Genomic DNA, 18,825 nt, shown 5'->3' on the forward strand with positions numbered 1-18,825 from the left:
GGAAGCCATGGCTTCCCGACCCGCTTTTCTGGTTTTTGACTACAATCGGTTGCATGCCCGTTTTCCGCCCTGCAGAACCCGCCGACCTCGACGCCGTCGTCGAACTCGCCGCAGCGACTTTCCCCTATTCCGCGCCGGCCGGTGCCGATCCGGAGAACATCGCAGCGCACATCCACCGGTATCTCAGAGGCGAGGTTTTCACCGGATACCTGAACAATCCGGCGGCCCGGCTCTTGCTCGCCGAGGGCCCGGGCGGACTGCAGGGCTACAGTTTGCTGCTGGTCGAAGCACCCTCGGACCCGGAGGTCGCGGCGGCGGTCCAGGGGCGGCCCACCGCGGAACTGAGCAAATGCTACGTCCGGTCGGAATGCTTCGGCTCCGGCTTGGCCGCCGAACTGATGCGGGAAACCTTGGACCGGGCCAGGGAAACCGGCCTCGCCTCAATCTGGCTCGGCGTGAGCAATGTCAACGAACGGGCCAAAAAATTCTATCGGAAACACGGTTTCGAAGCCGTGGGTACAAAGCATTTCATGTTCGGCGGAGTTGCCGAACGCGATGATGTGCTGGAACTCGGGCTGTGACCGATCCGGCGGAAGCAAAGGCGACGGCCGAGCGGACGGTGCTGCTGCGGCCCAGAACCGATGCCGATCTACCGGGGCTTTTGGCGATCCTGGCGGCCTGTGCTGAGGATTCCGGATATTTCGCCGACGATGCCGGCAGGCTGGTGCCGCATGCGCTCGAATCGCTGGCTGATCCGAGGTTCAGCGCATCGTGGGTCGCTGAAGACCAGCACGGACTGCTCGGCCAGGTTTCGATCATGCCCTTGTCGGCGAGCGAGGACCTGGCCTATCTGCCGTTCTGGTTGGCCGCGACCGGTGCGCCGATCGAACGGCATTGCCTGATCAAACGGCTCTTCGTCGATCCGCAGCAGCAAGGGCGCGGCGTGGCCCGTTCCTTGATGTCCGCCGCAATGGCCGTGATCTCGGCGAACGGAATGATCGGCGTGCTGGATACGGCGTCGGTGGCCGAGTCGGCGATGGCGCTGTACCGCAGGTCCGGCTGGCGCGAAGTGGCGCGCTGCAAGCCGACCTGGAGCGATGGGGCTTTCGACGCAGTGCTCTTCGTGCAGCCCGGAAGCTGAGCGGTTTTCCGGACCGGCAGGCAGATCATCGATTTAATGGCCAATTGCGGCAAATGAGACATGTTGTCAACAACGTCCGGCCAGTAGGCTGGTTTCATGAGCAACGACTTGGTGATCACTGCGCTGCGTTTGCCGGCGACGCTGGACGCCCCGGATGCGGCCGACTTCCATTCGCTCAGTGCGGCCGTCGATCAGATCAAACGGGACATCTGGCACAACGATGACCGGCTTGCCACGCCCTTGGCGCGCTTGGTTTCCTCCCGTTCGGACGAATACTGCGAGCGGCTGATCTTCCTGGGCCAGGTGGCCGGGGAGACTGTCGGGTATTGCTGGGCGATGCGGTATTTGAAGGACAATCCGAATTCGGCTTACCTGTTCGCCGCAGTGCTGCCGCAGTTCCGGCGTCGCGGCTACGGCCGGGCGATGCTCGAACACGTCGAGCGACTCGCCCTGCACAACGGCCGTACGGTTTTCCAGAGCAGCACGGAACACCCCGCGGACTTCGATCTGCAGGGGACCGGCGTCCTGGTTCCGAAATCCGGCAGCGGCGCGGTGCCCCTGGACTCGGCAGCGGTGCAATTCGCCAGGCAAGCCGGCTACGAGTTGGAACTGGTCGAGCGGTTCAGCGAATTGCCGCTGCCGCTGCCGCCGGAAAAGTTGCAAGCCTTCGTGACGGCTGCCCGGGCGAAATCCGGTGACGGCTACCGATTGGTTTTCTGGAAAGACCGGGTTCCCGAGGAAATCGTGGAAAGCTTCACCACCGCGTTGACCCAGATGAGCATCGACATCCCCACTGCGGGGCTGGATTCCGAGGCCGAATATTGGGACGTGGCACGGCTTCGGAAGGACGAAGCCGATCGCGTGGCGGCTGGCCAGGGCAATTACGGCTGCGCTGCCGTGGACCGGGCATCCGGGGAAGTGGCAGCATACAGCTACTTCGGTTACCACCCGGAGAAGCCCGGAGTGCTCAGCCAGGAAGACACTTTCGTCAGCGGGGCGCACCGCGGGAAGCGGCTCGGCATGTTGATCAAGGCGGCCAATTTGCAACGCATGGCCGAGCTCGTGCCGCAGGCCGAAAAAGTGATCACCTGGAATGCCGCGGAAAACGAGCACATGTTGGCGATCAATGTCGACTTGGGCTTCACCCCGGTCGGCTACGACGGCGAATGGCAGAAGATCAGCAGCGAAACACAGAACGGATCAGCGCAGTGACCCAAGCAGCATCGTTGGAGATCGAAGAACTCCGGCTCCCGGAGAGCCTGGACAGCCCGGCGGCCGCCGACTTCCTGGCCGCGGTAGAGGTCGTCCGGCAGGAGCGGCTGGACACCTGGGGAAACGACGACCTCGCCTACACCCCGGACGAGGTCCTGGTGATGGCTTCGGACCCCTACGAGCGGCATGTCTACCTGATCGCCAAGCTCGACGGCGTGGTCCGCGGGCAGAGCGAGATCATCCTGCCGCTCGAGGACAACCAGCACCTTGCCTGGGTCTGGCTCTCCACCGATCCGGGGACCCGGGGCGAAGGCATAGGCAAGGCTCTGCTGCTGGCTTCCGAGGCGTACATCAAGGCGCAAGGCCGAACCACCGTGGTGGTGGAAACGTCGCACCCGGCAGACACCGTGGCCGAAGCCGGCGCGGCCACGCTCAAGCCGGCGACCGGGGTGGGGGAGTTGCCGGTGAGCAGCCGGGAAGTCCGGTTCGCCCAGAACGCCGGATACACCTTGGAGCAGGTCGAACGGTTTTCCGGCTGCGACCTCCCGGTGGATCCGGAGGCGTTGTCCAGCCATTTGCGGATCGCCGAGTCAGCAGCCGCTGCTGACTACCGCTTGCACACCTGGACGGACCGCTGCCCGGAGGAGTGGGTCGACGACTTCGCCTGGCTGGAGTCCCGGATGTCCACCGACGCGCCGCATGCCGGAGTGGACCTCGACGAGGAACCCTGGGACGCGGACCGGGTGCGCGAAGGCGAGTCGATCGCGTTGGCACAGGGACGGACTACGCTGGTCACCGCCGTCGAACATCTGGCTACCGGGAAGTTGGCCGGATTCACCGTGATCACCGTTCTGGGGCACCGTTCCGATGTGGTTTTCCAGGATGACACATTGGTGATCCGCGAACACCGCGGGCACAAACTCGGCCTATGGGTGAAGGTCGCGAATTTGGCCCGGATCGCCGCGGAGCAACCGGCTGCGCGGCGGATCTATACCTGGAACGCTGCGGAAAACGAGCACATGCTCGCGGTCAATGTGTCGTTGGGCTTCGTACCCACCGGGTTCACCGGGCAATGGCAGAAGGTGCTGGATTGAGCTTTTTCGGACTCGACGGCGACTCGTCGGCCGAATCGCTGGCGGCTTGGCTCGAACTCGGCAATTCCGCGGTCGCCGAGATTTCCGGCAACCATGACGAAGACCGGGTCTCGAACAACCCGGCGGCCTTCTTCGAGGCGAATGTCTTCCGTGCGATCGAAGTCTTCGGCGTCGGGCAGCCGAGCCGGCCGGTAGGCATTGCGGAGATCGCCTACTCGCTCAAGGAAGACCTCGCAATGGCGAGCTTCCAGATTTTCCTGCCTCGGGGCAGCGGGCACGGCCCGCGGCTGTTCGAGGAGGTACGGCGCCGGGCCGGCCAGGCCGGCCGGCAGCGGCTGCGGACCTTCGTCGACGAGCGCGACGCCGGATTGCTCGACCTGTACCGGCGCCGCGGATTCGTCGAGACCCAGCGGGCGAAGGTCAGCGTGCTGCCCGTGGAACCGGATCGGCAGGTCGAGGCACCGGCCGATCCGGACTATGAACTGCGCAGCTGGCAGGATCATTGCCCGGAGGAATTGGTCGCGGCGTTCGCTGTGCTCCGATCGATGATGAGCACCGATGCACCGCAAGGCGAAGCGAAAATGGACGAACAGGTATGGGACGCTGCCCGCGTCCGCAGGATCGAAGCATTCCGGTCTGGCCAAGGGGCTTCGGTCCAAGTGACCGCAGCCCGCCACCGGGGCACCGGCGAGTTGGTCGGCTATACCGAGCTCAGCTGGCACCCCGGACGCCCGGTGTCGGCACTGCAGAGCGACACCCTGGTGGTCCGGGCGCATCGCGGCCATGGCCTCGGGATCTGGATCAAAACCGCGAATCTGCGGGCCGCTTGCCAGCGTTGGCCTTCGGTCGAACGGATCTATACCGGCAATGCCGAAGAGAACGCGCCGATGCTCCGGATCAACCAAGCCATGGGCTTCGTCCCGGACAAGACGTTCCTGACCCTCGACCTGGACATTTGAACCATTGCACATCTGAACTATTCGACGAAGGAGGAGCGACCGTGTTGGAAGACCAGCGGTGGGCAGCGAAGATCTTCAGTTCCGGCTGGCAGCCGGGCAGCGGGACGCTCGACGTCGTCGAGCCGGCCACCGGGGCATTGTTGGGCCGCACCGGCCTGGCCGACGCCGCGGACGTGGCTGCGGCGTCGGCCGCAGCTGCCGCCGCGCAGCCGGCCTGGGCGGCGGCGTCGATCCTGGAACGCGCCGCGGTACTGCGCCGGGCTGCCGGGATCCTGGAGCAGCATCTCGCGGAAATCACCGAGCAGCTGATCCGGGAAACCGGTTCGGTGCCGGGCAAGGCGGGCTTCGAACTCGGCTTGGCCCTGCGCACTCTGCTGGAAGCCGCCGGGCTGCCCGGCCTCGCGCAGGGTGAAGTGCTGCCCACGGCCGGTGACCGATGGTCGTTCGCCCGCCGGATTCCGATCGGGGTGGTCGGGGTCATCTCGCCGTTCAATTCGCCGATCGTGCTCGGCTTGCGGTCGGTGGCGCCGGCTTTGGCCCTGGGCAACGCCGTGCTGCTCAAACCCGACCCGCGCACCCCGATTGCGGGTGGGGTCATTCTGGCTCGCCTGTTCGAAGAGGCCGGATTGCCGGAGGGACTGTTGCACGTGCTGCCGGGCGGGGCGGAAACCGGACAGGCCGTCGTGCGGGCGGCCGAAGTGCAGATGATTTCCTTCACCGGTTCGGCGGCCACCGGTCGGCAGGTCGGCGAACTGGCCGCAGCCCAGTTGAAAAAGACCCATCTGGAACTCGGCGGCAAGAACTCGGTGCTGGTGCTGCCCGGCGCGGATTTGGCCAGAGCGGCTTCGGCAGCTGCTTTCGCGAGCTTTTTCCACCAGGGCCAGGTATGCATGTCGGCCGGCCGGATTCTGGTTCCGGAAGCGCAGCACGACGAGTTCGTGGAACTGCTCTGCGCGGCGGCCGATCGGCTCAAGGCCGGTGACCCGAGGTTGGCCGATTCTGATCTCGGCCCCTTGATCGATGCCCGGCAACTGGCCAGGATCGAATCCATCGTGTCGGATTCGGTGGCCGATGGCGCCCGGATCCGGACCGGTGGCGAGACCGCCGGTTTGTTCATGCAGCCTCTGGTGCTCAGTGGATTGCGTCCGGAGCACCGCGCCTGGCAGGCGGAAATCTTCGGACCGGTGGCGCCGGTCATGGAGTACCGCGACCTGGATCAGGCGGTGGAGTTGGTGAATGCGACCGAGTACGGGCTGAGCACGGCGATCCTGGGCGACGTCGGTACCGCCATGCGGCTCGCGGACCGGATCCGTTCCGGCATCGTGCATATCAATGAGCAGACCATCGACGACGAACCGAATGTGCCCTTCGGTGGCACCGGGGCATCCGGGAACGGCACCCGGTTCGGCGGAGCAGCAGCAAATCTCGAGGCTTATACCGAAACCCAATGGCTTACCGTGCGGTCGGAGATCGCAGACTATCCGTTCTGAGCCCCGGTTCCCCGGCGGCATTGCCCGGTCGGCCGGATTTGGTCTGCCTCGCCCCGATGCCGTAAGCTTGAACTACCAAAGACCGCCGGTCGATCACCTGTGTGCGCTGAATCCTCAGTAATCGCGATGATCCGAAAGTCCTCTGACGAGAACGGCCTGCGCAGGTGAACGAAGCAACGCTCTCTGGCATGCTGTGTGCAGACCGGATCGAGCCAAGCCCCGTGCATCTGCGCGGGGCATTGTTGTTGCTGGACCCGATCCACCGGCATTGAAATCCCGGAAGGAGGGTTATGGCAACGCCGAACAAGGTGGCCGCCGTGGATGAGATCACCACTGATTTCAAAGAATCCACCGCAGCAGTCCTGACCGAATACCGTGGGCTCACCGTTGCGAAGCTCAAAGAGCTGCGCGTATCCCTGGGCACCGAGACCAAGTTCTCGGTCGTCAAGAATACGTTGACCGCAATTGCCGCGAAGGAAGCTGGTGTTGACGCTTTCGAAGGTCAGCTCGCCGGCCCGACCGCAATCGCGTTCATCAAGGGCGACGCAGTCGCCGCAGCGAAGAGCCTGACGGATTTTGCCAAGACCAACAAAGAACTGGTCATCAAGACCGGTATCTTCGAGGGCAAGGCATTGAACGCCGCTGAGGTTGCCGCACTGGCAGCACTCGAATCCCGTGAACTGCAGCTCACCAAGGTTGCCAGTATCCTCAAGGCTCCGATTGCCGCAGCCGCGCGTTCCATCGACGCGCTGCGCATCAAGCTTGCCGAGGGCGCTCCGGCTGCCCCCGCTGAAGAGGCTGCTCCCGCAGAGGCCCCGGCCGCTGAGGAAGCTCCGGCTGAAGCAGCTCCGGTAGCTGAAGAAGCCGCGGCCGAGGCTCCGGCCGAAGCTGCTGCCGAGACCGAGACTCCTGCCGAGGCTTAGTCACGCGGGCGCAAGCCCTGGAACCAACCTGGTCCGCAACGGAATCAGGATTCAGACCCGGCCCTCGTGGCCAAAGAAGAAAAGAAGGAGCGCCAACCATGGCAAAGCTCACCAACGACGAGCTCATTGAAGCTTTCAAGGAACTGACCATCATCGAACTCTCCGAGTTCGTGAAGCAGTTCGAGGAGACCTTCGAGGTCACCGCTGCTGCGGTTGCAGTTGCCGGCCCCGCCGGTGGCGGCGGCGAAGCTGCTGCTGAGGAAGAGAAGGATTCCTTCGACGTCATCCTCGAATCCGCTGGCGACAAGAAGATTGCAGTCATCAAGGAGGTGCGCGCGCTGACCTCCTTGGGCCTGAAAGAAGCCAAGGACGTTGTCGACGCTGCTCCGAAGGCTGTCCTCGAAGGCGCCACCAAGGAAGCTGCCGAGAAGGCCAAGGCTCAGCTCGAAGAAGCCGGCGCTACCGTTACCCTCAAGTAACCCAACGTCGCTTCAGAAGGGCCCCGACTCGCACCGCGAGTCGGGGCCCTTCCGTTTAATTGCACGCTGAGCGTTGACGTATGGCGGGTATGCGGCTGCGAAACCAGCCATACGTCAACGCTCAGCTAGAGCAGCAGCGATGCCTTGGCCGGGGCGGAACGAGTGCCATCGGGGGAAATCGCAACCAGTTCGAAGTTCATCGTCTTATTGGCCGGAATCGCAACGTTCTCCGCGAAGAAGCAATCCCGGTGGCAACGGCCCAGCCAGGTCTTGGCCCCCGCGGTGTCGACGTTGAAAACGTCGTAGGCATAGGCATCGGCCGCCTTGGTCCAATCGAGGAAGACGTTCTCGCCATTGCTGCCCGCGGTGCCGGCGGTGACGCTGAATCCGTTCGGTTTGGCCGGCGTCGTGCCGTTTCCGGCAATCCGGACGCTGCCCAGGTTGAGGTCGAAACTACCCGCCGCCGCGACCTTGAGGCTGATCTTGGCGATCTGGCCGGTGGTCGGTGCGAGATTCGCGGTATAGGCGGTCCAGCCGTTGACGGCCGCTCCGCTCGGCGTCAGGGCCACGGTGCTGACCGAGGCCGGGGCGGCTTTCGGTGCCAGGACCAAGGACAAGGCCGGCGCCGAGGAGGTCTTCACCATGACCGTTGCGGTGACCGAGCTGCCGATCGTGAGGTCGGTCTTGAACAGATGCACCGTGCTCTCCGGGTTGGCGCCGGCGCTGCTCTTGATCCGCAACGAATGCGAACCTTCCCACGCGGTGGATTCGTCCAAGGTCACGCTGCTCTGCGTGCCGGCCGCATTGCTGACCCAGAACTGCCAGCTGAGCACCGGATCGGCGATGCCGGCGTTGTTCCAGGCCTTCGTGCTGGCCGTGGCGCCTTGCAGATTGAAATAGGAGCCGACGCCGATCGTGAAGTTGGTATTGATCGGCAGCGCCGAATAGGGCGACTTTTCCACCACGGAATGCGCGACGCCGTCGAACCCGCTGGTGTTCCAGATGTTCTGCCGGTAGGGCTGGGTGGGCTCGGTGATCCGCCCGCTCTGCGAGGGGTCGCCCTTGGGCCCGGACCAGAACTTCTGCTCCAGATCCCGGAAGATCGACCGGCCCAGCACCGTGCGGGTGGTGCCGTCGCTGCAGCCGCGGTTCCAGAATTCGCTCGGCACGAACATGCCCCAGCTGACCGGGGGATTCTTGCCGGGCGCGGCCAGGCCGCCGAAGATCTCCGAGGGGTTGAAACCGCCTTGTTGGAACTCGGTGGTGCCGTAGGCGACCTTCTTCGGGTTGAAACCCAGGTCCGAGACCGTTTTCGCGCTCTTGGTCAGATCCGGGTCGGGCCCGCCGGTGCCGCTCACGCCCCAGCCGCGGAGCCAGCCGTAGTTCATGAAGATCGAGTCCATCAGCGGCTTCTGCGCGGTGCCCAACCAGCCGACGTTCTTCGAGTTGATCATGTTCTGATAGGACAGCGATCCGCTCTCCAGCATCGCGTCGTAGTACTGCAGGTAGCACTCGGGGTCGCGTGATTTCAGGTACGCGACCATGGCCTTGAAGGCTTTGGCGTCCGTCGCCGAGACTTGGGCCTCCTGGTTCAGGAAGTAGCCGTCGAAGCCGAAGTATTTGCGGATCTCGATCATCTTGTCGGCAACCGGGTAACTGCCGTCGGGGTTCTTTTTGACGAAATCGCTGAAGCTCGCACCATTCCGGGGCCAGAACCAGCAGCCGATCGACATGGCGCCGTTCTTGTGCGCGGCTTCGGTCCAGCCGGCATTGGGCACCTCGAGCACGCCATAGGTTCGCCCGGAGGCATTTTTGTCCGCGACTTTGTCCGCGGGCACATTCGGGGTCAATTGGCCGTGCCAGCTGGAAAAGACGTCCAGGTACTGCCAGTAGCGGAAGGTGTAGACATAGGATTCGTCGCCGATTGCCCGGGCGCGTTCGTCGTAGATGCTGCCGCGGTAGTCGCCGTCGATGGTCAGCACTTGGGTGCTCGGATCCAGGTTGGGCCGGGCTTGGGTCGCCGCGAACGGCGCGATCCGGGCGGCCCGCGGGATATGGCAGACGAAGTGCTTGGCGTTGGGGTCGAGCCCGGGGCTCCAGCCAGTGATGTCGCTCGCCCAGAACCCGTACGACGCCGGTCCCGCCGGGATCCCGCCGCCTTGGTTGCCCGGCAGCACGGGTCCCGGGGCGCTGGGGTCTTTGGGCTGTGGAACGTCTGCGGCGAAGGCGGCGGTGGCTCCGGCGCTGAGCAGGCTCGGTGCCGCGACTGCGGCAGCGGCGCCGAGGGTTCCGTAGCGGATGAACATCGCCCGGCTCAGACCGGTTTTCTCCGGAACGGGAGGACTTTGCTTTTTCTTTCGCATGACACTCTCCTTGCTGGTAGATGCTAAACCCCGACGCTGGGACTCAGCAGTGTAGTTGCTCAACCTTTGACGGCGCCCTCACCGACTCCGCGGAAGAACCAGCGCTGGGCGAGGATGAAGACGATCGCAATCGGGATGAAGGCGATCGTCGCCCCGGCAGCGATCAACCGCGGATCGTTGCTGAACGTGCCCTTGAGATACTGCAAGCCCATGGTGAGCGTGAAATTGTCCGGATTGGTCAACACGATCAACGGCCAGAGGAAATCGTCCCAGGCGCCGATGAAGGCGAAGATCAGCACGATCGCGAGGGTGCCCTTCACCGCGGGGAAACCGATGTAGCGAATCCGCTGCCAGACGTTGGCGCCGTCCACGATCGCGGCCTGGTCGATTTCCTCCGGGATGCCGCGGAAAGCGTTCCACATCAACAACACGTTGATCATGCCGAGCATGCCGGGCAGGGCGACGCCGAGCAGGGTGTCTGCCAGGCCCAAGTCTTTGACCGTGACGAATTGCGCGATGATCGTCGCTTCGCCGGGCAGCACCATGGTGACCAGGATCAAGCCGATCACCAGGTTCCGGCAGCGGAAGGCGAGCCGGGCCAGCGCGAAGCCGGCCATGGTGCAGCCGATGACATTGCCGGCCACCACCAGGAAGGCGACGATGACCGAGTTGCCGATGTATTTGAAGACCGGGATGGCGTCATTGACATTGGCGAAATTCTGCCCGGTGGGGTTTTGCGGGATCAATCCGCTCGCCGCGCCGTAGATGTCCTCCGACGGCGACTTCAGGGCAGTGGAGAGCTGCCAGAGGAATGGGCCGATGCTGATGGCCAGGACCAGCAGCAGCAGAATGTACCGGATCGCCAATTCGCGCGGCGAGGAGCTGTTGAAGCCCCTGCTGCGTGCTCGTTTCGGGGTTTTTCCGGCCGGCTTTGCGGTCGGGAGGGAGCTGCGGGACTCCGCTGCCGGAAGCGCGGTCATGTCAACTTTCCTTACGGTTCTGCCGGGCCAGGATCAGCATCGGGATGAGGCAAATGAAGAACAGCACCACGGAGAGCGCGGAGGCGTAACCGAGGTTGCCGAGCAGGCCGCGGGCGTATTGCTGGATGATCATCACGAAGCTGGAGGCGAAGCCGCCGGGGCCGCCCGTGGTGCCGGTGAGGAAGTAGGGTTCGGTGAAGATCCGCAGTGCGGAAACGCAGATCATGATCGCCACCAGGATCATCGCGCCGCGCACGCCGGGCACGGTGACCGACCAGAAACGCCGCCAGGCGCCCGCGCCGTCCAGTGCGGCGGCCTCGTGCAGGTCATTGGAGACGTTGCCGAGCGCGGCGATGTAAATCACCATGTAGTAGCCGAGGCCTTTCCACACGGTGAGGCTGATCGAACTGAACACCACGAGCCACCGGTCGGTCAGGAACGGGATCGGCCCCTGCACCCATTTCAGCGATTGGGCGATGTTGTTGACCACGCCGCCGTCGTCCAGGACCAGGTTCCAAAGCAGGGCCACGACCACCGCACTGGCGATCACCGGAAGGTAGAACGAGGTGCGGAAGAAGGTGATGCCGGGGATTTTCTTTTCCACCAGGATCGCGATGCCGAGCGGGAGCAAGGTCAGCAGGGGCAGGCAGACGGCCATGTAGACCACCGAGTTCAGCAGCGCATTGCCCACTTGGGGGTCGCTGAACAGGTTCGTGTAGTTTTGCAGGCCGACCCAGCGTTCGGTTCCGCCCAACGGCTTGGCGTTGGTGAAGGACATCCGGACCGTGTTGATGGCCGGCCAAAAACTGAAGGCACCCAACCACAGCAGGGCCGGTGCCACCAATAGCCAGGGCGTGAACCAACGATGTGAACGCATGGATTTGTTTCCTCGTGCTTGCTCTCGGGCGGATCGGCGGATCAATAGTGCTGCGAAATGGGCAGTGCGGGCGATCGGATCAGGATCGCCCGCACTGGGCCTATTGGCTCGCCAAGAGCTTGTCGATTTGCGAAGCGGCGTCGTCGAGCGCCTTTTTCGGTGCCACATCGCCCTTCATCGCGAGCGAGATCTGCTGGTTGAGGATTTTCTTCATGGCGTCGTCCAGCTGTACCGGGCTGAGCACCTTCGCCTTCTGCAGCGAATTGAAGGCGAGCACCTTCGCTTCGCCGGCCGGGGTGCCGTCGCTCTTGCTGAGCGACGGGTCGTTGGCCGAGGCCAGGGTGCTGGGGAAGGTGTTGGTCAGGTTCGCGAACTCGAGTTGGTTCTCCGGGTTGAGGATGAACTTGGTGAAGGCCAGCGCCGTCGCCTGGTTCTTGCTCTGCTTGGAGATCGCGAAGCCTTGCACGTACAGCGGCGGCTGGTCGTTCAGCGCCGGTCCCATCACGATCGAACTCGCCAGGCTGGGATTGTCCTTGACGAAGCTGGCGTAGGCCGGGCCGCCACCGGTGCTGAAGGCGACTTGGCCTTTGGTGAAGAGCTGCGAATTGCCCAGGTAGTCGTCATTGAGCACCGACGAGGGGTAGTACCCGGCTTTGTAGGCGTCGACGTATTTCTGCACCAGCTGCGCGGCGGCATCGGTGTTGAAAGCCGCCTTGGTGCCGTCGTCGCTGAGCACCTTGATGCCGGCGCGCAGGAAATCGTCAGTCGTCGGCTTGGAACTCATCAAGAAGTACTTGCCGCCGGAGGCGTCGTGCATGATCTTGGCCTGCGCCAATTGCTCGTCCAGGGTGGTGGGCAGCTTCTTCGGATCCAAGCCGGATTCGGACATCTGGCTGGCATTCCAGTAGCTGATATCCGTGTTCAGGTACCAGGGGAAGCCGAAGGTCCCGTCGACGCCGGAGTACTTGAATGCATCCAGCGCGCCTTTGACATAGGTCTTGTCTAGGTCCTTCTCCACACTGGCGATGTCCAGCAGGGCGCCGGATTTGGCCAAGGCGACGCCGAAGTCCGGTGGGATGTTGACCACGTCGGGCAGCGTGTTGGTGCTGGCCTGCGAGACGATCTTGTTGGAATAACCGTCCCCGGGTTGATCGAGCAACTTCACCGTGGTGCCCGGGTTCTTGTCTTCGAAACTCTTGATTACTTTGTCGAGGTAGGGCTGGAACTTGGGCGTCAGCGCCCAGGTCTGCACGGTGATCTCGCCTTTGATTTCACCGCTCGCGGAACCGTCCGAGCTTGCACCGCCTGAGCAGCCGGTCAGCACGAGGCCGGCGACGGCGATTGCCGCGGCGGCAGGGATGAGCTTTCGCATTTACTCTCCTAGAGGCCCAACGGGTCTGCGCACTCGGCAAACTCCGTTGATAAACCGTTATAGTAATTTTCAAGGAAACACCCAGTTGCGCCGGTTGTCAAGGTAGTTTTGTGATGCCGGTCACGAAGCCGGTTTTGCTCGATAGGCTGGGTGCGGAGTTCCCGCAGCGGTGCAGAGGCCTGCCGGGACCGAAAGAGAGGCGGCAATGCCGAAGAAGAGCAGCAGCGGCGCTCCCCGCGCCCGGATCGAAGACATCGCCCAGCGCGTCGGGGTGTCCAAGGGGGCGGTTTCGTTCGCGCTCAACGGCAAGCCGGGGGTCAGCGAGGCCACACGGCAGCGGGTGCTGGCGGTCGCCGAAGAGCTCGACTGGGGCCCCAACAGTGCTGCCCGGGCGCTGAGCGGTGCCGGGACGTCGGTGATCGGTCTGGTGATCGCGCGTCCGGCGAAAACCCTGGGCATCGAGCCGTTCTTCGCCGAATTGACTTCCGGGATCCAGGCGGCGTTGTCCGAACGCGGCTTCGCGGTGCAGATGCAGATCGTGGAGAATCTGGAAGCGGAAATCGAAATCTACCGCCGTTGGTGGCGGGAGCACCGCGTCGACGGTGTGATCCTGGTGGACCGGCGCGACGTCGATCCGCGGATCGAGGTGATCAATTCGCTCGGCATGCCGGCGGTCATGGTGGGCGGGCCCGGTGCGCCCGGTGAAATCCCCACGGCCTGGGCGGACGACTGGGAGGCGATGACTTCGATCGTGGACTACCTGGCCGCACTCGGGCACCGGCGGATCGCGCACGTCGGCGGCGTGCCGGAGTTCCTGCACAGCAAGCGGCGCACCGAAGCCCTCGATGCCGCCCGGCAGCGCTTGGGGCTCGACGAGCTCCTTTCGGTGGTGACCGACTTCAGCGATCAGCAAGGGGCCTCGGCTACCCGCAGGTTGCTGGCGGCTGCGCAGCGGCCGACGGCGATCATTTTCGACAACGATGTGATGGCGCTCGCCGGGCTGTCGGTGGCCATGGAAATGAACATTTCGGTGCCCGCGGAACTCTCCGTGGTCTCCTTCGACGACTCGTTGTTGACCAGCCTGACCCACCCGGCGATCACGGCATTGAGCCGGGACACCTTCGATTTCGGCCACCGGGTGGCCCGCTTGCTGTTCGAATCGTTGCAAGAGCCGATGCCGGCCGGAGCCGCGCGGAATCTGCAATTGCCGACGCCGGTGCTGCAAGTGCGCGCGAGCACCGGGGCAGTACCGCGCTAGCCGCCGGATCCGGGTTCGGACGGGGCCGTAACGTTGCGGAACCGGGGCTGTGCCCGCGCCGTCGGCAGGCCGGCAACTTGCCCGGGGGATGTGGCGCGGCTCACGATCGTGTGCTAAAACGGATTAGTTCGATTTTCCGACCGTAAAAATCCAGCCCGGCAAAACCGTCCAATCAAAAAAATCTGCTCCGTTCGGGGCTCAGTACAGAGGAGGGCCGCATGCAGGCTCCGGTCAGCCCCCGGGCTGTTGCGAGACCGCGGTTCGGGGTCAACTACACACCCACGCAGGGCTGGTTCCACCACTGGCTCGACTTCGACCTTGACGAAGTGCGTCGGGATTTCGACGCGCTCGCGGAGCTTGGCCTGGACCACGTGCGGCTTTTCGCGGTGTGGCCCTATTTCCAACCGAACCGCGGCCTGATCCGCCCGCGTGCGGTGGCGCAGCTGCTTGCCATGATCCAGGCTGCCGGGGAACGCGGTCTGGATTGCTCAGTGGATGCGCTGCAGGGACACCTGTCCAGCTTCGACTTCCTGCCCGCCTGGGTGAAGACCTGGCATGGCCGGAACCTTTTCACCGATCCTGACGTCATCGAGGGGCAGAGCCGCTATCTGCGTGAATTGGCGAGCGCGATTTCGGCGGAACCCAATGTGCTGGGCATGAGCTTGGGCAACGAGTTCAGCCAATTCGCTTCCGCCATCCATCCGGAGCGCAACCCGGCGACGATGCCGGAAGCGGACCACTGGCTGCGGACCATGCTCGAGGCGTGCGAGGCAGGTGCACCTGGCCTGGCGCACTGCCACTCGGAGTACGACAGCGCGTTCTTCGACGGCAGGCACCCGTTCACCCCTGCCGGAACTGCCCGGAACGGCACCATGAGCACCGTGCATTCATGGATCTTCAACGGCACCGCGCAACGTTACGGCGGAATGAGCCAACAGAGCTTCCGGCTGGCCGAATACCTGATCGAGGTTGCCCGGGGCTGGGCGGTCGACCCGGGACGCGCCATCTGGCTGCAGGAAATCGGTGCTCCGGCACCGCACGTCGGGGCCCAGGACGCGGCCGAGTTCAGCACTCGTGCGCTCGAATACGCGCTGGACTGCGAAGGCCTGTGGGGCGTCACCTGGTGGTGTTCGCACGATGTTTCGGGCGAACTGCTGGACTTCCCCTCGCTCGAATACACCTTGGGCCTCCTGGGCAACGACCAGCGGCTGAAACCCGAAGGCTCGGCGTTCGCTGCGGCCATCCAACGGAGTGCCACGGCGCCGGCCCCGGCGCCGCGCCACACCGCCCTGCTGCTCGACGTCGGCCCGGAGCCGGAAGCCCCGGGACGCGGCACCTGCGCGCCCGGCGGCGAGTTCTTCGATGCTTGGATGTCCTTGGCGATCGCCGGGGAACGGCCGACCGTACTGCTGGCTTCGCAAGCCCACGACCAAAGCCAGCTGGAGGCACGCGGCATCACCGCCGTCGTGCAGCCCAGCGACGTCAGCTCGGCGCACCTGCCGATCCGTTGATCCGTGACCGACGAACCTGAAACCCCTTGAGGACGCGCCATGCACAGCGACCAGAAACTGATTGAAGACCGGGTCTCCCGGGCCCTGCGGGAACGGCTGCGCCGGGAAATCCATATCCCTGCGGTGCCCTTGGAGATCGAGGTGTGGCACGTCGACGGCGGCCTGATCGACGGGGAGCACGGCGAGCCGGTGGCGCCCGCGGAGGCCTTGGCGCAGGTGTACCAGCCGACCGCGCTCGGCGAATCCTGGGGACCGGCCTGGGCCACCAGCTGGTTCCGGTTGCGGGCCGAGATTCCGGCCGAGCTGCAGGACCATCCCCTGGAGGCGATCTTCAACCTCGGCTTCGGCGACATCGACCCCGGATTCCACGCCGAAGGCATGGTCTACTTGCCGGATGGCACGGTGCTGAAAGGGCTGAACCCGAAAAACCAGTGGATTCCGGTGGACGCCAGGACTGCCTCGGGTGGCCGGTTCGAAGTGTACGTCGAAGCCGCGGCGAACCCCCGGATCGCGGGTCCGGACGGGTACTTGCCGACCTTCATCGGTGACAAGCTGACCTCCAGCCGGGAACCCTTGTACCGGCTGAGCCGGGCCGACATCAACCGCTTCGACGCCGAGCTCTGGGAACTCTGCCAGGATTTGGAGACGCTCAACGAACTGAGCCGCGAACTCGCCGAGTCCGACGCCCGGCGGTTCCGGATCCTGCGCGCGATCGAACGTTCGCTCGATGCCATCGACCTGCAGGATGTGCACCGCACGGCTGCTGCGGCACGCGCCGAATTGCGCGAGGTGCTGGCGAGCCCGGCCTCGGCCAGCGCGCACCGGATCGCGGCGATCGGCCACGCGCACATTGACTCCGCCTGGCTCTGGCCGTTGCGCGAGACCGTCCGCAAAGTGGGCCGGACCACGGCCAACGTGGTCAACCTGATGGACCAGTACCCGGACTTCCTCTTCGCGATGAGCCAGGCGCAGCAGTTGGCCTGGCTCAAAGACCACCGGCCGGACGTGTTCGACCGGGTCCGCGAATACGTCCGGCAAGGCCGGTTCATCCCGGTGGGCGGCATGTGGGTGGAATCGGACACCAATATGCCCGGCAGCGAAGCAATGGCCCGGCAGTTCCTCTACGGCAAGCGGTTCTTCCTGGAAGAGTTCGGCGTGGAGACCGAAGAAGCCTGGTTGCCGGACACCTTCGGCTATTCGGCATCGCTGCCGCAGATCGTCAAAGCGGCCGGGATCAAATGGTTCCTGACCCAGAAGATCTCCTGGAACACGGTGAACAAGTTCCCGCACCACACCTTCGATTGGGAAGGCATCGACGGCAGCCGGGTATTCACGCATTTCCCTTCAGTGGACACTTACAGTTCGGACCTCTCCGGCGGGCAACTGGCGCACGCGGCGCGGAACTTCCAGGAAAAGGGCGCAGCCAGCATGTCCTTGGCGCCCTTCGGTTGGGGCGATGGCGGTGGCGGGCCCACCCGGGAGATGCTGGCCCGGGTCTCCCGGAATGCGGATCTCGAAGGCGCCCCGAAGCTTTCCATGCAGCGTCCGGCGGATTTTTTCCGGGCCGCCGAGGCCGAATACCCCGATCGTCCGGTCTGGGCGGGGGAGCTCTACCTGGAGTTCCACCGGGGGACCTTCACCACGCAGGCGAAGAACAAGCAGGGCAACCGGCGCAGCGAGCATTTGCTGCACGAAGCCGAACTGTGGAGTGCGACGGCTGCGGTACGCCTGGGCACGGCATATCCCTACGCGGATTTGGAGCGGATCTGGAAAGAGGTCCTGCTGCTGCAATTCCACGACATCCTGCCCGGCACCTCGATCGCCTGGGTGCACCGCGAGGCCGCAGAGCGCTACGCGGTGCTCGCAGCGGAGTTGGCAGCGATCATCGCCGAGGCGCAGCAGGCACTCGTCGGTGCCGGTGACACCGAGATCAGGTTCAATGCCGCGCCGCACCGGCGCAGCGGTGTGCCCGCCTTCGGGGCGTTGGCCGCCGGGGAGGTGGCCGCCGTCGAACCCGTCGGGCGGACCGTGCTCAGCAGGCTGGCCGAATCGTCCGAGGACGGCGATGGTTGGCTGCTGGAGAACGACCGGCTCCGGGTGGTCGTCGGGGCCGATGGCTTGTTCGAATCCGTCTACGACGTTCGGCAGAACCGCGAAGTGCTGGCCGGTCCGGGAAACCTGTTCCAGCTGCACCCGGACTTCCCGAACGATTGGGACGCCTGGGACGTGGATTCGTTTTACCGGAACACCGCGGTCGACCTGACCGCAGCCGATTCGATCGAGCAGGTCGACGCCGAGACCTTGTTGATCAAACGCAGCTTCGGCGACTCGACGCTCGAAGAAATGGTCAGCTTGCGTTCCGGGGCCGGGCAAGTGGATTTGAAGGTCAGTGTCGACTGGCACGAGAAGGAGAAGTTCCTGAAACTTTCCTTCCCCTTGGACGTCCAGGCCGAGCGCAGTTCGGCGGAGATCCAGTTCGGCCATGTGCATCGCCCGACGCACGCCAATACGTCCTGGGACGCCGCGAAGTTCGAGATCTGCGCGCACCGCTGGGTTCAGGTGGAAGAGCCGGGCTACGGCGTGGCGGTGGTGAACAGCGCGACTTACGGCCACGATGTCTCCAGTTCGGCCCGGTCCAGCGCGGCCGCAGCAGCCGGCACCACGGTGCGGCTTTCGGTGTTGCGGGCGCCGCGGTTCCCGGACCCGGGAACCGACCAGGGCCGGCACGTGTTTGATTACGCCTTGGTCCCGGGTGCCTCCGTGGTGGATGCGGTGGCGGCCGGTTATGCGATCAACCTGCCGGAACGGGTCCTGCACGGAGCGCAGGGGGTCGGACCGCTGCTCGCAGTGGATCACGACGCCGTCGTGATCGCCTCGGTGAAACTGGCCGAAGACCGCAGCGGCGACCTGGTGGCCCGGATCTATGAGGCCGGCGGCGGTCGGGCTGCGGCAACACTGCGTGCGGACTTCGAATACCTCGAGGTCCAGGAGACCGATTTGCTGGAGCGCCCGATCCAGCCGAAAGCGTTACGTGGCACGGCGGACGGAGTCCGGCTCGAACTGCGCCCCTTCCAGCTGCTGACCCTGAGGTTCCGCATGAGTTGAGCTGCCGGGTTCCGCGGACTGTCAGGGAAAATCCAGTTTCAGCTTGATAGCGTTAGCTCGT

Annotated in this window: 15 protein-coding genes; 11 read left to right on the plus strand and 4 right to left on the minus strand. The window is 64.6% G+C overall.

Annotated features, from left to right (window positions below):
• Positions 1-53: 53 nt before the first annotated feature.
• The 8 genes from JOE69_RS13275 (at position 54) to rplL (ending at position 7,298) form a co-directional block, all read left to right on the plus strand.
• A complete protein-coding gene (locus tag JOE69_RS13275) occupies positions 54-581 on the plus strand; it encodes a GNAT family N-acetyltransferase (RefSeq protein WP_309799460.1) in 528 nt (175 codons plus the stop codon).
• The gene (locus tag JOE69_RS13280; protein ID WP_309799463.1) at positions 578-1,141 is read left to right on the plus strand and encodes a GNAT family N-acetyltransferase; all 564 of its coding nucleotides are present in this window, start codon (positions 578-580) and stop codon (positions 1,139-1,141) included. The genes JOE69_RS13275 and JOE69_RS13280 overlap by 4 nt, the downstream gene beginning before the upstream one ends.
• Before the next feature lie 96 nt (positions 1,142-1,237).
• On the plus strand, positions 1,238-2,353 hold the full coding sequence (locus JOE69_RS13285; RefSeq protein WP_309799464.1) for a GNAT family N-acetyltransferase: 1,116 nt from the start codon (positions 1,238-1,240) through the stop codon (positions 2,351-2,353).
• Positions 2,350-3,447 carry a GNAT family N-acetyltransferase gene (locus JOE69_RS13290; protein ID WP_309799466.1) on the plus strand — a complete coding sequence of 366 codons (1,098 nt, stop codon included), beginning with the start codon at positions 2,350-2,352 and terminating at the stop codon, positions 3,445-3,447. Before JOE69_RS13285 ends, JOE69_RS13290 begins: the two co-directional genes overlap by 4 nt.
• Complete coding sequence (locus tag JOE69_RS13295; RefSeq protein ID WP_309799468.1) at positions 3,444-4,406, plus strand: hypothetical protein; 963 nt, start codon at positions 3,444-3,446, stop codon at positions 4,404-4,406. The genes JOE69_RS13290 and JOE69_RS13295 overlap by 4 nt, the downstream gene beginning before the upstream one ends.
• Positions 4,407-4,447: 41 nt before the next feature.
• A complete protein-coding gene (locus tag JOE69_RS13300) occupies positions 4,448-5,896 on the plus strand; it encodes an aldehyde dehydrogenase family protein (RefSeq protein WP_309799472.1) in 1,449 nt (482 codons plus the stop codon).
• Between the two features lie 290 nt (positions 5,897-6,186).
• Positions 6,187-6,819 (plus strand): 50S ribosomal protein L10, encoded by a 633-nt coding sequence (gene rplJ / locus JOE69_RS13305; RefSeq protein WP_296364233.1) that lies wholly within the window; start codon positions 6,187-6,189, stop codon positions 6,817-6,819.
• A gap of 98 nt (positions 6,820-6,917) precedes the next feature.
• Positions 6,918-7,298 (plus strand): 50S ribosomal protein L7/L12, encoded by a 381-nt coding sequence (rplL, locus tag JOE69_RS13310; RefSeq protein WP_296364232.1) that lies wholly within the window; start codon positions 6,918-6,920, stop codon positions 7,296-7,298.
• 125 nt (positions 7,299-7,423) lie between these two features.
• Here rplL and JOE69_RS13315 read toward each other — a convergent pair whose 3' ends face one another.
• From JOE69_RS13315 to JOE69_RS13330, 4 genes are all read right to left on the minus strand, one after another.
• Entirely contained in the window at positions 7,424-9,661 is a 2,238-nt protein-coding gene (locus JOE69_RS13315; RefSeq protein WP_309799475.1) for an endo-beta-N-acetylglucosaminidase, read from the minus strand.
• Positions 9,662-9,720: 59 nt separating this feature from the next.
• A complete protein-coding gene (locus JOE69_RS13320) occupies positions 9,721-10,641 on the minus strand; it encodes a carbohydrate ABC transporter permease (RefSeq protein WP_309799476.1) in 921 nt (306 codons plus the stop codon).
• A 1-nt stretch (position 10,642) separates the two neighbouring features.
• Positions 10,643-11,518 (minus strand): carbohydrate ABC transporter permease, encoded by an 876-nt coding sequence (locus JOE69_RS13325; protein WP_296364229.1) that lies wholly within the window; start codon positions 11,516-11,518, stop codon positions 10,643-10,645.
• A 100-nt stretch (positions 11,519-11,618) separates the two neighbouring features.
• Positions 11,619-12,890 (minus strand): ABC transporter substrate-binding protein, encoded by a 1,272-nt coding sequence (locus JOE69_RS13330; protein WP_296364228.1) that lies wholly within the window; start codon positions 12,888-12,890, stop codon positions 11,619-11,621.
• A 205-nt stretch (positions 12,891-13,095) separates the two neighbouring features.
• Here JOE69_RS13330 and JOE69_RS13335 point away from each other — a divergent pair, with 205 nt between their 5' ends.
• The 3 genes from JOE69_RS13335 to JOE69_RS13345 all read left to right on the plus strand — a co-directional run bounded on the left by JOE69_RS13335 (position 13,096) and on the right by JOE69_RS13345 (position 18,764).
• Positions 13,096-14,148 (plus strand): LacI family DNA-binding transcriptional regulator, encoded by a 1,053-nt coding sequence (locus tag JOE69_RS13335; protein WP_309799480.1) that lies wholly within the window; start codon positions 13,096-13,098, stop codon positions 14,146-14,148.
• Positions 14,149-14,366: 218 nt separating this feature from the next.
• Complete coding sequence (locus tag JOE69_RS13340; protein ID WP_309799482.1) at positions 14,367-15,659, plus strand: glycoside hydrolase 5 family protein; 1,293 nt, start codon at positions 14,367-14,369, stop codon at positions 15,657-15,659.
• A gap of 39 nt (positions 15,660-15,698) precedes the next feature.
• Complete coding sequence (locus tag JOE69_RS13345; RefSeq protein ID WP_309799484.1) at positions 15,699-18,764, plus strand: alpha-mannosidase; 3,066 nt, start codon at positions 15,699-15,701, stop codon at positions 18,762-18,764.
• Positions 18,765-18,825 lie beyond the last annotated feature (61 nt).

Origin of the sequence: Arthrobacter russicus (assembly GCF_031454135.1) — a bacterium.
GTDB lineage: Bacteria > Actinomycetota > Actinomycetes > Actinomycetales > Micrococcaceae > Renibacterium > Renibacterium russicum.